Source organism: Capnocytophaga endodontalis, assembly GCF_002209445.1.
Classification (GTDB): Bacteria; Bacteroidota; Bacteroidia; order Flavobacteriales; family Flavobacteriaceae; genus Capnocytophaga; species Capnocytophaga periodontitidis.
The window spans coordinates 1,847,932-1,863,432 of sequence record NZ_CP022022.1 but is presented as its reverse complement, the minus strand read 5'-3'; the positions used below and the strand labels follow the sequence as shown (position 1 = coordinate 1,863,432).

At 37.1% G+C, this 15,501-nt stretch carries 14 protein-coding genes; 10 read left to right on the top strand and 4 right to left on the bottom strand.

Annotated features, from left to right (window positions below):
* Window position 1: 1 nt before the first annotated feature.
* The 7 genes from ppk1 to rsmA all read left to right on the top strand — a co-directional run bounded on the left by ppk1 (window position 2) and on the right by rsmA (window position 8,436).
* Window positions 2-2,107: a polyphosphate kinase 1 gene (gene ppk1, locus CBG49_RS08340; RefSeq protein WP_088594134.1), complete on the top strand. Its 2,106-nt coding sequence runs from the start codon at window positions 2-4 to the stop codon at window positions 2,105-2,107.
* Window positions 2,108-3,781 carry a 2-succinyl-5-enolpyruvyl-6-hydroxy-3-cyclohexene-1-carboxylic-acid synthase gene (menD, locus tag CBG49_RS08335; RefSeq protein ID WP_088594133.1) on the top strand — a complete coding sequence of 558 codons (1,674 nt, stop codon included), beginning with the start codon at window positions 2,108-2,110 and terminating at the stop codon, window positions 3,779-3,781. It begins immediately after the preceding gene.
* A 39-nt stretch (window positions 3,782-3,820) separates the two neighbouring features.
* Window positions 3,821-4,168 (top strand): DUF2853 family protein, encoded by a 348-nt coding sequence (locus CBG49_RS08330; RefSeq protein ID WP_088594132.1) that lies wholly within the window; start codon window positions 3,821-3,823, stop codon window positions 4,166-4,168.
* Window positions 4,169-4,233: 65 nt separating this feature from the next.
* Window positions 4,234-5,268: a DUF445 domain-containing protein gene (locus CBG49_RS08325; RefSeq protein WP_088594131.1), complete on the top strand. Its 1,035-nt coding sequence runs from the start codon at window positions 4,234-4,236 to the stop codon at window positions 5,266-5,268.
* An 85-nt stretch (window positions 5,269-5,353) separates the two neighbouring features.
* On the top strand, window positions 5,354-6,484 hold the full coding sequence (gene tgt / locus CBG49_RS08320; protein ID WP_088594130.1) for a tRNA guanosine(34) transglycosylase Tgt: 1,131 nt from the start codon (window positions 5,354-5,356) through the stop codon (window positions 6,482-6,484).
* Between the two features lie 97 nt (window positions 6,485-6,581).
* Window positions 6,582-7,658 (top strand): LptF/LptG family permease, encoded by a 1,077-nt coding sequence (locus CBG49_RS08315; protein WP_088594129.1) that lies wholly within the window; start codon window positions 6,582-6,584, stop codon window positions 7,656-7,658.
* A 4-nt stretch (window positions 7,659-7,662) separates the two neighbouring features.
* Window positions 7,663-8,436 (top strand): 16S rRNA (adenine(1518)-N(6)/adenine(1519)-N(6))-dimethyltransferase RsmA, encoded by a 774-nt coding sequence (gene rsmA / locus CBG49_RS08310; protein ID WP_088594128.1) that lies wholly within the window; start codon window positions 7,663-7,665, stop codon window positions 8,434-8,436.
* A 9-nt stretch (window positions 8,437-8,445) separates the two neighbouring features.
* Here the strand turns inward: rsmA and CBG49_RS08305 are convergent, their stop codons facing one another.
* Complete coding sequence (locus CBG49_RS08305; protein ID WP_088594127.1) at window positions 8,446-9,183, bottom strand: shikimate dehydrogenase family protein; 738 nt, start codon at window positions 9,181-9,183, stop codon at window positions 8,446-8,448.
* Between the two features lie 94 nt (window positions 9,184-9,277).
* On the opposite strand from CBG49_RS08305, the gene CBG49_RS08300 reads away from it, so the two are divergent.
* From CBG49_RS08300 to CBG49_RS08290, 3 genes are all read left to right on the top strand, one after another.
* The gene (locus CBG49_RS08300; RefSeq protein WP_088594126.1) at window positions 9,278-10,450 is read left to right on the top strand and encodes an AIR synthase related protein; all 1,173 of its coding nucleotides are present in this window, start codon (window positions 9,278-9,280) and stop codon (window positions 10,448-10,450) included.
* Window positions 10,431-11,597, top strand: coding sequence for a hypothetical protein (locus CBG49_RS08295; protein ID WP_088594125.1), 1,167 nt, complete (start codon window positions 10,431-10,433; stop codon window positions 11,595-11,597). Before CBG49_RS08300 ends, CBG49_RS08295 begins: the two co-directional genes overlap by 20 nt.
* Before the next feature lie 111 nt (window positions 11,598-11,708).
* Window positions 11,709-13,064, top strand: a complete 1,356-nt coding sequence (locus CBG49_RS08290) for a peptidylprolyl isomerase (protein ID WP_034555793.1) — start codon at window positions 11,709-11,711, stop codon at window positions 13,062-13,064.
* A gap of 105 nt (window positions 13,065-13,169) precedes the next feature.
* Here the strand turns inward: CBG49_RS08290 and CBG49_RS08285 are convergent, their stop codons facing one another.
* The 3 genes from CBG49_RS08285 to CBG49_RS08275 are packed head-to-tail and all read right to left on the bottom strand — an operon-like array spanning window position 13,170 to window position 15,461.
* The gene (locus CBG49_RS08285; protein ID WP_088594124.1) at window positions 13,170-14,888 is read right to left on the bottom strand and encodes an alpha-amylase family glycosyl hydrolase; all 1,719 of its coding nucleotides are present in this window, start codon (window positions 14,886-14,888) and stop codon (window positions 13,170-13,172) included.
* Entirely contained in the window at window positions 14,885-15,109 is a 225-nt protein-coding gene (locus CBG49_RS08280) for a hypothetical protein (RefSeq protein WP_088594123.1), read from the bottom strand. Before CBG49_RS08280 ends, CBG49_RS08285 begins: the two co-directional genes overlap by 4 nt.
* Window positions 15,084-15,461: a hypothetical protein gene (locus CBG49_RS08275; RefSeq protein WP_088594122.1), complete on the bottom strand. Its 378-nt coding sequence runs from the start codon at window positions 15,459-15,461 to the stop codon at window positions 15,084-15,086. Before CBG49_RS08275 ends, CBG49_RS08280 begins: the two co-directional genes overlap by 26 nt.
* Window positions 15,462-15,501: the final 40 nt, after the last annotated feature.

Sequence of the window (15,501 nt, the reverse complement as noted above, 5' to 3'; positions counted from 1 at the left end):
AATGAAAACAGAAAATCAATATATCAACCGCGAATTGAGTTGGCTCAGATTCAATGCTCGCGTACTCCAAGAGGCTGCCGATGAACGCGTGCCTCTATTAGAGCGCTTGCGCTTTGCGGGTATTTTTTCTAACAACTTAGATGAGTTTTTCAAAGTGCGTTACGCTACAGTGAAACGTGTTGCTATGAACGAAACTTCCGACAAAGAATTAGGAGTACACGCTAAAGAGCTTTTAGAAGAAATTACTAAAGAGGTAATTCTTTTGCAAGATGAAAGTTTGAAAATCATTGACTCTATCACCAAAGAATTAGAGAAAGAGCAAATTTTTATAGTAGATGAAAAGACCTTATTGCCTGAGCACGAAGCCTTTGTAAATACGTATTTCTACGACAAAGTGCGCCCTGCCCTCTTTACTATTATCCTCAACGATTTGGAGATGTTTCCTCAACTGAAAGATGATGTGGCGTATTTGGCAGTAAAAATGACACTAAAGGAAGAGGACGAGAAAGCTTCAGGTGTAGAAAAGTTCTTTTCATCACGTGTCTACAAAGAAAAAATACAATATGCACTGATTGAGTTACCTACTACTCTCGACCGCTTTATAGAACTACCTCAGATAGGTGACAAACACTATATCATTATGCTGGATGATGTAATTCGTTTCTGTTTGTACAAAATATTCAACATCTTCAATTACGAATCGCTTACAGCAAATATGATTAAAATCACCCGTGATGCCGAATTAGACATCGACGATGATTTGAGCAAAAGTTTCATCGAAAAAATCTCTACCAGTGTGGAAGACCGGCGCAAAGGGGAACCAGTGCGTTTTGTATACGACAAAATGATTGATAAGGACACCTTACAATTCTTATTCGAGAAGATGGGGATTGCAAAAACTGATAGTGTAATACCTGGAGGGCGTTACCACAACCGTCGCGACTTTATGAGCTTTCCCAGCTTAGGCCGTAAGGATTTGACCTATGCTCCTATACAACCTCTACCCGTACAAGGACTTACCTCTGAAGAGAGTTTACTAAAGAAAATTGCTGAAAAGGACTATTTGCAATACACACCTTACCATACTTTTTCTAACATTATATGGTTTTTGAGAGAAGCTGCCCTTGACCCCAAAGTGAAGTCGGTAAAAATAACCATTTATCGTTTGGCAAAGAACTCACAAGTAGTCAATTCACTCATCAATGCAGTGAAAAACGGTAAACAAGTAACCGTTCAGATAGAACTGCAAGCACGCTTTGATGAGGAATCAAATATACGATATGCTGAACAACTAAAAGCAGAGGGTGTAAAACTCATTTTTGGCGTACGCGGACTCAAAGTGCATAGTAAAATATGCGTAATTGAACGCAAAGAAGGTAAAGAACTGAAACGCTATGGTTTTATCAGCACAGGTAACTTCAACGAAAGTACAGCTAAAATCTATACTGATTATACACTGTTTACTGCCAATCAAGTGATTCTCAAAGAGGTAAACAAAGTGTTCAACTTCTTTGATACCAACTATAATGTGCAAAAATTCAAGCATTTAATAGTCTCTCCTCACTATACCAAAAAACAACTTAAACACCTTATAGATGAGGAAATCAAGAATGCTAAAGCGGGCAAAGAGGCATATATCAAGCTAAAGATGAACAACATCACCAGCTACAAGATGATTGATAAACTATACGAAGCCAGCCGTGCAGGAGTAAAAATACAAATGATTGTACGCGGCATTTGTTGCTTAGTACCTGGTATTGAAGGAATGAGCGAGAATATTGAGGTAATTAGTATCGTCGATAAGTTCTTAGAACACCCACGTTTGTTTATATTTGGCAATGGAGGTACCCCTAAAGTATATATCTCCTCAGCCGACTGGATGACGCGCAACATTTCTTTCAGAGTAGAAGTAGGTTGCCCTATTTACGATAAAACCATACAGCAAGAGTTGATAGATACCTTCGAAATAAGTTGGGCTGATAATGTAAAAGCGCGTATCATCAACAAAGCGCAAGACAATACTTATCGCCCTCACACCACCCCTACCTTGCGCTCTCAAGTAGCCTTATATGAGTATTATCAGCATAAAAACAAGCTCACTGAATAGATGAAAAGACCTCAAATTAAATTAGCTCAACACGTAATAGAAGCCTGTAAAGTTAAACAAATAAAGCACATCGTCATCTCTCCAGGATCGCGCAATGCACCTCTAACTATAGGCTTTGCTAACGATCCTTATTTTAGCTGTTATAGTATTGTTGATGAGCGTTGTGCCGCTTTCTTTGCCTTAGGCATTGCTCAACAACGGCGTGAGCCTGTGGCAGTAGTATGTACTTCAGGATCTGCTTTACTCAATTACTACCCTGCTTTTTCAGAGGCTTTTTACAGTAATATCCCTTTGGTAGTTATCTCTGCCGACCGCCCATCAAGCAAAATAGATATAGGCGATGGACAAACCATACGTCAGGTGAATGTACTAACAAACCACAGTGCCTACAATGCCAATCTATCAGATGAAACGCATAGTGATAAAAGCAACTTTTATGAACTAAACAGAGCGTTGAATACAGCTATAGAGGAGCAATTACCAGTACATATCAACGTGCCTTTTGAAGAACCCTTATACCTCACTACCGAAGAACAGTATCCTTTTGAGAACATCGTTGCAGAAATCAAAAATCCTATTATTAATGAGGATAAAGCTATTAATTTTGTAAAACATTGGAACTCTTCGGCTAAAAAAATGGTATTAGTAGGGGTATTAACACCCAATAGTGTAGAATATCAATATGTTGAATGGCTTGCCAAAGACCCGTCTGTAGTAGTACTCACTGAAACTACATCAAACTTGCACCATTCGCATTTTATTCCTTATATCGATAAATTGCTCACTTATACCGAAAAAGCCCCTACTCTAAAAGAAGCCTTACGCCCAGATCTGTTACTTACTTTTGGGGGTCTGGTAGTTTCCAAAAAGATAAAACAGTTCTTGCGTTCTTATCAACCTGCCTATCACTATAATGTAGATTTACACAAAGATTATAATTCATATTTCTGTTTAACAGCTCATTTTAAAGCAGATATCAATACTTTTCTGAAAGAGGTTACCCCTAAATTAATGAGTGTGTCTTCTAACTATCAACAACAGTGGTTGGGGGTAAAAAACGAGATACAACAAACTCATTTAGAGTATATCAATCAAACCCCTTTCTCCGATTTAAAAGTGTATTGTGAAGTATTTAAGAGTATCCCTAATGATTATATTGTGCAAATAAGCAATAGTTCAGCTATCAGATATGCCCAACTGATGAAAGCACACCCTTCTTGGAAAGTGTTTTGCAACCGTGGCACCAGCGGTATTGATGGTAGTATGAGCACAGCTATTGGGGCTGCTGTCGGGAGTGCATCGCCTACCGTTTTTATCACGGGTGATTTAAGTTTTTTCTACGATAGTAATGCACTTTGGAACAAGTATATTCCACAAGACTTCAGAATAATTCTTCTCAACAATCAAGGGGGAGGTATCTTTAGGATACTCCCTGGTGATAAAACTGATCCTAACTTTGAATATTTCTTTGAGACACCTCACAAACTCACAGCCGAGCATTTTTGTGAAATGTACAACATCAATTATCAGTTAGCTACCAATATCACTGATTTACAACGAAAAATAAGTGATTTTTATGAAAAATCGGATGTACCTAAGCTCTTAGAAGTACATACACCACGAAAAATAAATGATAAAGTTTTGTTAAAATATTTTGAGGTATTGAAAAAATAACTACCTTTACCGCATTAATAATTTTAAATATAAAAAATTATGAGTAAACGTGATGATTTAATCGCTTTGTACACCCAAGATTTGAAAGAAAAATGTGGTGAAAAGAACCCAGATGTAGAGTTCTTAACAAAAGTAACGGTAGGCTTAGGCCCTTCTATCTACAACAACGATGCTTCTAAAGTATCTGGCTCTGACCAAACTGAGTTAGACCGTGTAAAACAAAATTTCCTAATCAAAAAATTAGGCTTGAAAGATGGTCCTGAGTTAGACAAAGCTATTGATGCTGTACTTGAAAAGTATGGAAAATCTAACAGAAATAAGTACCGTGCAGTTGTGTATTATTTGTTAGCTAAACACTTCAAAAAAGAAAGCGTTTATAACAAATAAAAAATCAAAAAAGGCTGTTCATCTATTGAGCAGCCTTTTTTATCAGATAACAAGTAATAGAATAAATGGAGGATAAAAAAAGAAAACTACAACACCACAAGAATATAGCTACGGGGCTCTTTGTTTTGATGCTCATCATTTATATGGTAATGGTGGTATGGCATAAAAAAGATCCCGAACTCACTTTTATAGGTTATATAAAGGCTTTTTCTGAAGCTGCTATGGTAGGAGCGCTTGCCGATTGGTTTGCAGTAACAGCGCTCTTTCACAAGCCTTTAGGATTAAACATTCCTCATACTAACCTCATTGAGGAACGAAAAAATGATATAGGTGAAAACTTAGGTGATTTTGTAGTGGAGAACTTTTTGAAACCTAAACAAATACGTCCTTATATTACCAATATTAAAGTCTCTACCTTTATAATAGAACAACTTTCAAAAGAAAGTACACTAACTAAGATTAAATCTTTTGTAAAGGACATTCCTCTCAATAAAAAAGTAAGTGAAGCTCTAATTTCCTTTTTAGATGAAAATAAACACCAAGAATTTCTCCAATATGTTTTTGAGAAAATAGCTACATATCTCTTTGAAAATGAAGAACTCATACATCAAGAAATCAAAGAACAGTTTTCTTCTCTTACTCCTTCATTTCTAAAAAACAAAATTGCTAAAAAAGTTGCCAATGGACTTTACTTATTAGCTTTAAAAGCTTCGGAAGATGAAACACACCCTATCAGGGCTGAAATTACAGCGCAATTATATGAATTTGCCGAAAAACTCAATACTCCTGAGTGGGAACAACATCTTGCAAAGCTATTGCGCACCGCTACGGAGTGCCTCACCGATGAACTCCGCCAAAATGCCCAGCTGCAACACCAAATAGACGCTTGGGTACAGAAAACTGCCTATCAGTTTGTGCTAAAAAACAAAGAGGAAGTGGGAAAACTCATCAGTCATACGGTGGAGAACTGGGAGGGACGCGAATTGAGCGAAAAACTTGAATTGGAAGTAGGTAAAGACCTCCAATTTATCCGTATCAATGGCACTTTGGTAGGCGGATTAGTCGGTTTAGCTATTTACGCCCTTACTCAGTTATTCTGAAAGAGATATTAGCCTATTTGTCAACTTTTCTAATTTGCTAATTTGCTAATTCTTCCCTACCTTTGCGCCCGAAAATGTTTCAACTATGGATTTTGAAATACTAAAAACAGACGAACATACTAAAGCACGTGCTGGGAAGATTACTACCAGCCACGGCGTGATTGAAACCCCCATTTTTATGCCTGTGGGAACGGTGGGAAGCGTGAAAGGGGTGCACCAACGCGAACTGAAAGACGATATTAATGCCGATATCATCTTGGGAAACACCTATCACCTCTATTTGCGACCTCAAACACCCATTTTGGAAAAAGCAGGAGGCTTACATAAGTTTATTAATTGGGATAGAAACATACTTACTGATAGCGGTGGTTATCAAGTATATTCATTGGCTGCCAACCGAAAGATAAAAGAAGAAGGTGTAAAGTTCAAAAGCCATATCGATGGCTCTTTTCACGTTTTTTCACCCGAAAAAGTAATGGAAATAGAGCGCAGTATAGGCGCTGATATTATGATGGCTTTTGATGAATGCACGCCTTACCCTTGTGAATATGGTTATGCAAAACGTTCAATGCACCTTACACATAGGTGGCTCGATAGATGCATTACTCACCTCGAAAAAGTACCTCCTAAATACGGTTATCATCAAAGTTTATTCCCGATAGTACAAGGGTCAGTCTATAAAGACCTTCGTACACAGTCTGCCGAATATATTGCAAGCAAAAATGCCGACGGAAACGCTATCGGGGGGCTATCAGTAGGTGAACCCGTAGAACAAATGTATGAAATAACCGAACTTGTATGCGATATTCTCCCCAAAGACAAGCCCCGATACCTTATGGGAGTGGGTACACCCGTTAATATATTGGAAAATATTGCTTTGGGAGTGGATATGATGGATTGTGTAATGCCCACGCGCAATGCTCGCAACGGAATGCTCTTTACTGCAAAAGGAATTATCAATATTAAAAACAAAAAATGGGAAGATGATTTCTCGCCCATAGACCCTGATGGGCATACATACGTAGATACCTATTACACGAAAGCCTATTTACGTCATTTATTCGCTGCTAACGAGTTTTTGGGAAAACAAATCGCTTCAATTCACAATCTTGGTTTCTATTTATGGCTTGTGAGGGAAGCTCGCCGACAAATTGTAGCGGGTACTTTCCTTACGTGGAAGACAAAAATGGTTACTGATATGTCAAATCGTCTTTAAACAAATTAAATTAATTAATATACTTCTGATAAAAACGCTTTTGCGTCGCTAATTCCCCCTTTGGAGGGAGATAGGGGGAAGTTTAAAAAACAAAAAAATGAAAATACTCGACTGGTACATCTTAAAACGCTATCTTCTTACCTTCTTTATGATGATAATTCTCTTTATTCCTATCGGAATTATTGTAGATTTATCTGAAAAAGTAGATAAGATGATACAAAAGGGCGCTCCGATGAACGAAATACTGTGGTATTACCTCAGTTTTATCGTTTATTTTGCCAATATATTGTTTCCCATCTTGCTATTCCTCTCTATCATCTGGTTTACATCAAAGTTAGCCAATAATACCGAGATAATCGCTATCCAGAGCTCAGGTGTATCATATATGCGCTTTTTGCGTCCGTATATCGTGGGTGCGAGTATCATTTCGGTGATAGTGTTTTTTATGGGAATGTTTATTGTACCCGCTGCCAGCACTGTGTATAATGATTTTTGGAATAAGTATATACGTTCTTCGAAGGTGGAAAGCGTTTCAGACCTCTACAATCAGTTTTCTGACAACGATTACCTTTATGTAAGCTCGTTTAACTACCAAGACAAACGCGGATATAACTTTTCAGTAGAACATTTTAATGGTATTAAGATGACGGAAAAGATAAATGCCGAAACGATTCAGTGGATAGACAGCACGAAAACCTATCGGCTTACCAATTACTCCAAAAGAAAGATAGGGGAGGGCGACGATGTGATAGTGAAACGCGACCAGTTAGACACGATATTCAATTTCAAGCCCGATGACCTAATGCCGATGGAATATACAGCGGAAAATAAGAACTTGTTTGAGCTAAACAAGTTTATTGAACGCGAAAAGATGAAAGGTTCACCCAATTTAAATATGTATCTGTTGGTAAAATACCGCCGTTGGGGCGCAATAAGTACTGCCTTTATCCTTACGCTTATTGGCGTAGCTGTTTCATCGGTGAAAAAGCGCGGAGGAATGGGAATCAACCTAATGGTGGGAGTAGTCGTAGGGTTTAGCTTTGTGTTCTTCGACCGTGTGTTTGGAACCCTTGCCCAAACCTCAGGAGGCTTATCACCTTTGATGGCTGTCCTCTTGCCTAACCTTATTTTCCTTACCTTAGCTATTTTGTTACTCCGAAAAGTAAGAAGTTAGATTTATGGAATTAGTAAAAGCAAAAAAACATTTAGGGCAACATTTCTTAAAGGATTTAAACATCGCTCAAAAAATAGCAGATACACTATCACTAAAAGGTTATAATAAAGTGATAGAAATAGGGGCAGGAATGGGAGTACTCACTCAGTTTTTACTCAAAAAAGATGTTGATGTACACATCGTTGAAATTGATAAAGAATCAGTAGCTTATTTAGAAACGCATTACCCTGAGCTCAAAGGAAAAATCATTGCCGATGATTTCTTGAAATACAATATAACTGATTATATAGGGGAGCCCTTCGCTATTATTGGTAATTTCCCATACAATATTTCTACTCAAATTGTTTTTAAATTGCTTGAATTGCGAGAGTATGTTCCTGAGTTTAGTGGAATGTTTCAAAAAGAAGTAGCTGAACGTATATGTGAACACGAAGGTAGCAAAACGTATGGTATCTTATCAGTTTTAGTACAAGCCTTCTACGATGCTTACTACTTATTCACTGTTTCTGAAGGAGTTTTCAACCCTCCTCCAAAAGTAAAAAGTGGAGTGATACGATTAGTACGCAAAACTGACTTTCATTTAGATTGTGATGAAAGTTTGTTCTTTACGGTGGTAAAAACAGCATTTAATCAAAGGCGAAAAACCCTTCGCAATAGTCTAAAATCACTGCTTATAGATGAGAATTTAAAACAAGACTCTATATTTGATAAACGCCCTGAACAATTGCCTTGGCAAGATTTTGTGCGTATTACTAAAGTAATAAGTGAGCAACATTAATTTGTTAGCTCACTTTTTTTGCCAAATCTCCCACGATTTTTCAGCTTGTAACACTAACATCTGCAAACCATTACAAATGGTAGCCCCTCGCTGTTTCCCTTTTTGTAAAAAAGTAGTTTCTGCAGGATTATAGATGAGATCGTAGAGCAAGTGTTGTGGAGTGAGATATTCATAAGGAATTGGAGGACAATCTGTAATATTTGGAAAAGTTCCTAAGGGAGTACAATTTACAATCAAAGTATACTTTTGAAAAAGTTCAGGGGTAAGTTCATCATAAGCTAACTGACCTTCTTTAGGAGTACGGGATATAAATTGAGCTCTAATTCTTAATTGCTTAAGAGCGTACGCTACAGCACTTGAAGCCCCTCCTGTACCCAATATAAGAGCAAAAGTGTGATGGGGTTGTAAGAGCGGACGTAATGATTCTCGAAAGCCATAACAATCAGTATTGTAGCCTATAAGTCCTTTAGGCGTTACTTGTATGGTATTTACAGCTCCTATATCATAAGCAGTAGGATCTACCGCTATTAGGAACTTCATAATATCACGCTTATAAGGAATGGTTACATTCATCCCTCTTAAATTAGGTGTAGCACGCAATAAATCTGTCAGTTCATCAATATTTTGGATGTCAAAATTCACATACTGACTGCTTTTCACATCTTCGTGTTTAAATTTTTCGGTAAAATAATTTCTTGAAAAAGAATAATCTATATTCTTACCTACTAATGCATATATGTCATTCATTTCTTTTTTTGGCAAAGATAAGGATAATTAATTAATTTGCCAATTTGCTAATTGACAAATTATTCTTACCTTTGCCTCTCAAAATTAAACTATAATGGAAGTAAGTAAACGCTATGCACAACGTGGAGTTTCGGCTGCGAAAAACGAAGTGCATAAAGCTATCAAAAATATCAATAAAGGATTGTTCCCCAAAGCTTTCTGCAAAATAGTCCCCGATTATCTTACTGGTGATGACCAATATTGCCTTGTAATGCACGCTGATGGTGCAGGTACTAAGTCCGCTTTAGCTTATATGTATTGGAAAACCACTGGCGATCTAAGTGTGTGGAAAGGCATTGCTCAAGATGCTCTCATAATGAACATAGATGATTTATTGTGTGTAGGAGCAGTAGATAACATTATGCTTTCTTCTACTATAGGGCGCAACAAAAACCTCATTCCTGCAGAAGTTATTTCAGCAATTATCAATGGTACTGAAGAACTTATCAATGAATTGGCTAACTTTGGGGTACATATTCACTCTACAGGAGGTGAAACTGCCGATGTAGGTGATTTAGTCCGCACTATCATTGTCGATTCCACTGTAACAGCACGTATGAAACGTAGTGAAGTGATTGATAATGCAAACATCAAAGCAGGCAATGTAATTGTAGGATTGGCTTCTTATGGGCAAGCTACTTATGAAACTTCTTATAATGGTGGTATGGGTAGCAACGGACTTACCTCAGCTCGACACGATGTTTTCAACAAATCATTAGCAAATCAATTCCCTGAAAGTTTTGATCCTTCAGTTCCTGATGAGCTTGTATATGTAGGAACTAAACACCTCACTGATAGTGTTGTAGGTTCTCCTATAGACGCTGGAAAACTTGTCCTCTCCCCTACCCGCACCTATGCTCCTATTATCAAAAAAATATTAGAAAAATATGACAATACCCAAATATGTGGAATGGTACATTGTAGTGGAGGAGCACAAACTAAAATATTGCATTTTATAGATAATTTGCATATTGTTAAAAACAATCTCTTCCCCGTTCCTCCTCTCTTTCAACTTATTCAAGAAGAATCTAAAACCGATTGGAAGGAAATGTACCAAGTATTTAACTGCGGTCATCGTATGGAACTCTATGTACCTGAAGCTATTGTCGAGGATTTGATAGCTATCTCAGAATCTTTTGGCGTACCGGCTCAAGTAATAGGATATGTAGAGGCTTCTGATAAAAAATGTCTAACTATAAAAAGCGAATATAGTACTTTTGAATACTAAATTAAACATACGAACTGATGTACGATGGGCATTTACCTATTTCGTTATAGTAGTGTGCTTGGGTATCTTTATGCGCTCAGTACAAGTAGCCGACTATCCTTTTGTATTCAATTATCGGAATATTGTGCACACCCATTCACACTTAGCTCTTTTAGGTTTTGTATACATACTACTTTCGGCTATCTTAGCGCGAACTTTTATCCCTTTCAACAATCAACTACACAAACGCTACCGTTGGCTATTCTACATCACCCAATTTTCAATATTAGGTATGCTCTGTAGCTTCCCTTTTCAAGGATATGGAGCCATTTCTATCAGTTTTTCATCAGTATTTATCATTTGTACCTACTTCTTTGCGAGATTCTTTATAAAATATGCAACCTCCCCTTTTGTAAAGATGGGTATCTTTTATCTTATTTTATCAAGTTTAGGAATATGGTTTATGCCTGTAACTATCGTAAAATTTGGTAAATTTTCTGAAATGTATATGTGTTCCATTGCCTTCTTTTTGCACTTTCAATACAATGGATGGATGCTTAGTAGCCTAATGGGACTCTTTGTGAAAAAATATGGTTGGGATATACAATACCCTCAACTTATCAAGCGCATATTTATCCTATTTCAAGCGGGAATTATAGGGTCGCTTTTTATCTCGTGGGTAGGCTATTTTAGTTATCCTATCTACTATATCGTTGGGGGAGTTTCTGTGCTTATTTGGCTTACCTCTGTAATAATGATATTGCGCCTATACCTAAAAACTCAACCAAAGAGCTTTTTAGCAACGGTTTTTATCAGTTTTTTTATTGCCAAAGTAGCAATGATGTTCACTGGTGCTTTCCCTGTGCTTACCCCCTATTTATTTAAAAACATCGACCTGTTAATTAGTTATTTGCACTTCAATTTTCTGGGGATTGTAACCATAGGTCTTCTGCTGTTTTTAGAAGATGTTTATAAAGTAAACCGTTGGCTTATTTATCTATTTCTCTTTTGTTTTATCACCACCGAAGGATTAATCACCTATAAGGGATTTTCAGTTATTGGAAACTACCCTATTTTTAGCAATTTTTATGAGTATTTGTGGTTATTCACTGCTCCTTTTTACTTCCCTGCAATAGGGTGGCTCATCGGTAGTTTTAAAATAAAATAACGTAGAATGTTTCATTTTTCCAATATAAATACTACTTTTGCAAATTAGTTAGTGCAATTAGGCACATCTTTTGATATGGTAATAGAACGTTTAAAGTTAATAACAAAGTTTATGAATAAAACAAAAATTTGGTCGGTTCTTGTAATGTTGTTGTTTTCCACTCCATTTTTTGCCCAAAACAACGAGCGTAAAAAGGTAGATGGCGTGGCAGCTGTAGTAGGTGATTATCTAATTTTAGAATCGGATATCGACAAAGCGTATATTGATTTGCAACAACAAGACGTAGATACCCGTGAAATCAACCGTTGCCAGATGTTAGGCAAACTGATGGAGGATAAACTCTATGCTCACCAAGCTGTGCAAGATAGTGTGAAGCTCACCGATAGCGAAGTACGCGACCAAGTGAACCAACGTATTGAGTTTTTAACTGCTCAATTAGGGGGTGACATCAAAAAACTATTACAGTTCTACAAAAAAGATGACGAACAATCTATGCGCGACGAACTTTTCAACCTTTTAAAGGTGAGTATGCTCGCTCAGCGTATGAAACAACAAATTATAAAAGATGTAGAAGTAACTCCTGAAGAAATACGCACCTTCTTCAATGCTATACCAGCCGATGAGCGTCCGCATTTTGGTACTGAATTAGAAATAGCTCAAATTGTGGTAAACCCAGTTGCCCCCAAGAGTTCAGTACAAAAAGTAATAGATCAACTCAATGATATTAAAAAGGATGTAGAGGAAAATGGTATGAGTTTTTCTACCAAAGCCATTCTTTACTCTCAAGATCGTGCTACTGGCGGACAAGTCCTTACTTTCAACCGTAATTCTGCTTTCGATAAAGCTTTCAAGGATGTAGCTTTCTCCTTGCAAGAAGGCGAAATATCTAAACCTTTTGAGTCAAGTTTCGGTTGGCATATTATCCAAATGGACAAGATTCGTGGTAAAGAAGTGAGTGTACGCCACATTTTATTAATGCCTGATATCCCTGAGGAAGCTCTCAACGAAGCTAAAGAAAAAATAGCTAAAATACGCGAACGCATCATTAACAAAGAACTCACTTTTGATGAGGCTGCACGTAATTTCTCTGATGAAAAAGAAACTCGTAACGATGGCGGTCAGCTTATCAACCCTGAAGATCTTTCTACTCGTTTTGAACTTACCCGTATAGAGCCTACCCTTTACGCACGTATTTCAGACCTAAAAGATAATGAGGTGTCAGTACCTTTCCTCGATGAAGACAGAACAGGTAAAAAGACTTATAAGATTTACCAAATTACAAACCGTATTGATGAACACCAAGCCGATTTTGTAAAAGACTACGTAAAAATACAAGATTTAGCTCTCAAAGAAAAACAACTAAAAGCTATCAACAAGTGGATGAAAGAACACATTGAAAAGACTTACATTTCAGTAAATGGAGAATATAAAAATTGTAAGTTTGAAAATAACTGGCTAAAGAAATAATTTCCTCTTATCTTCAATGGGAAAATATCTAAAAAATAAAAAGTGAGGAACAAAACTATCATAAGTTTCATTTCTCACTCTTTTATTACCAATATAAATACTTTATCAAGAAATTCTAAACACTAAAGACTCCAAAGGGGCTATATCTACTCGCAATCTTCCTTTGCCATTTTCTATATATAAAGTAGTTTGCTTTTCGTGGTAAAGAACATCGCTAAGGGTATATGTACCATCATTCAAGAACCAACTGCCTAGCAAATAGGCTGGCAATTGCAAGTCAAAACCATAGCTTTCGTGTTCACTAAAATTGCACACCATCACCCATTGCTCTTCTTCATTCCCTCTCGCAAAACTATACACTTTGTCGTTGTAATAAACGGTGTGCTCTCGATTGTATTGATGCAAATCAATATAAGCACCATTGACCTTTAAATTGAGTAATCGCTGATAGAAATCACGTAATGCTCGCTCTGAATTACTAAGCTGACCTCCGTCATACTGTTTGTTGTTCACCCACCGTTGATGAGCAGGGACTCCTATATAATCAAAAATAGAAGTACGCGACGGACTGCCAAAACCTGCCCATTCTGCCGCTCTCTCTCCCACCTCCTGACCAAAATACACCATCACCGGTGACTCGCTAATGAGGGTAGAAACTACCATTGCAGGTTTAGCCTTTTCGGCATAGCCTGCAAATTCTGGTGAGGCTATACGTTGCTCATCGTGGTTCTCTAAGAAATGCAACATACGGTCTGAAATATCAGAGAGGTTGTTTTGTATAGGGGCTATGGCATCAGTGCTATGTTCGTGTGCTACAATATTGCGCAAAGTGTCATACAATTGCACTTTGTCGTATAAGTAATCCATCTTCCCTAAGTGCAAGTAAGGGCGATATTCATTGGGGTTGTATACCTCAGCCAGCAGAAAAGCCTCTGGGTTATGATGTTTAATAGCCGAATTGAGATAACTCCAAAACTCCACAGGTACCATTTCAGCCATATCATAACGGAATCCATCTACACCTTTCTCAAGCCAATACAAAGCAATATCTTTGAACTTTTGCCAAGTATTAGGCACAGTTTTGTCTTGCCAAAAATGGTAATGTACTTCTGTATCTTCACTCTCAAAACCTATAGGTAGTTCTGGAAAATCCTTAATACCATCAGGGCGTACCCCATAGTTGAGCTTTACGGTTTCATACCAATCATTGCGATTGGGCTGAGAAGCACGCGCCCCATTACCTGTCCATTTAGCAGGAAACTCGTGATATTCGCCATAAATACCCTCAGGTAACTGAAAAGCCTCGTTGGGGTTGTAATAAAAATTATTGTTTACAGCATAAATTACCGAAATATCATCATCTTCACCAAAACTTCTTACTCCCTCAGGTTTAGCAATACTCTCATAACGGCGTGCCACGTGATTAGGCACTATATCCATAATCACTTTCAGTCCGCACTGGTGCGTACGTGCAATAAGAGCTTCCCACTCCTCCAAACGTTGTGCGGGATTGTCAGCAAGATCTGGGTTTACAGTGTAATAATCCTTTATGGCATAAGGAGAGCCCGCGCGTCCTTTTACTACCGCCGGAAAGTCATTACTGATGCCATAAGCTGTATAATCAGTAGTGAGTGCGTGATGTAATACTCCTGTAAACCATATATGTGTAGCTCCTAACTTTTTTATTTCTAATAGAGCCTTCTCAGTAAAATCCGAGAACTTACCCACTCCATTTTCTTCCTTAGTGCCCCACGCTTTATTGGTAGTATTAATATTCCCAAAAAGCCTTGTCAACACTTGGTAAACTACTATTTTTTCGTTCATTTTAAACTGTTTTTAGCTTCTTCTAATAACTCAATAAATACATCATAGTCAATCTTATGAGTTATCATATCCTCATTAATTGGTTTGACCGTAGGTGTTTCTACAAAGAAATTACCATTATCATCATAACTAACTAATGCTATATATTTATCATCTATATAAATCTCAGCTACTAAATTGTCATAATTACAATCGCTACATATTAATATTTCTTTCTTCATATAGCAATTCTTCCTCAAAAAATCTTCTACTACTACCTAATAAAATATAAAAAGGCTTACTATCTTTAAAATGCCAATATCGATCTTTTATAATAGCTTGTTTTCCACTGGCTACTACCGATACCAAAGTACCTATTTCTAAAAAACTACCTTCTATAACTTTCATAGCTTCTTTTCGTATAATGAATACTTTATCACCATAAGATATTTTATAATATGTACTTAAATCTTCAAGGATAGTAAATAACTTTCCTTGCGGATTCAATGCTTCAAACATTTCTATTCCACTGTTGTCTAATAAAATATTGTCTTTATTCTTGTTCAACAACCAAAAACAAACTCCATATAGCATCACTAAAATAGTTTTAATTTAAAATCCTCTATATAAAATT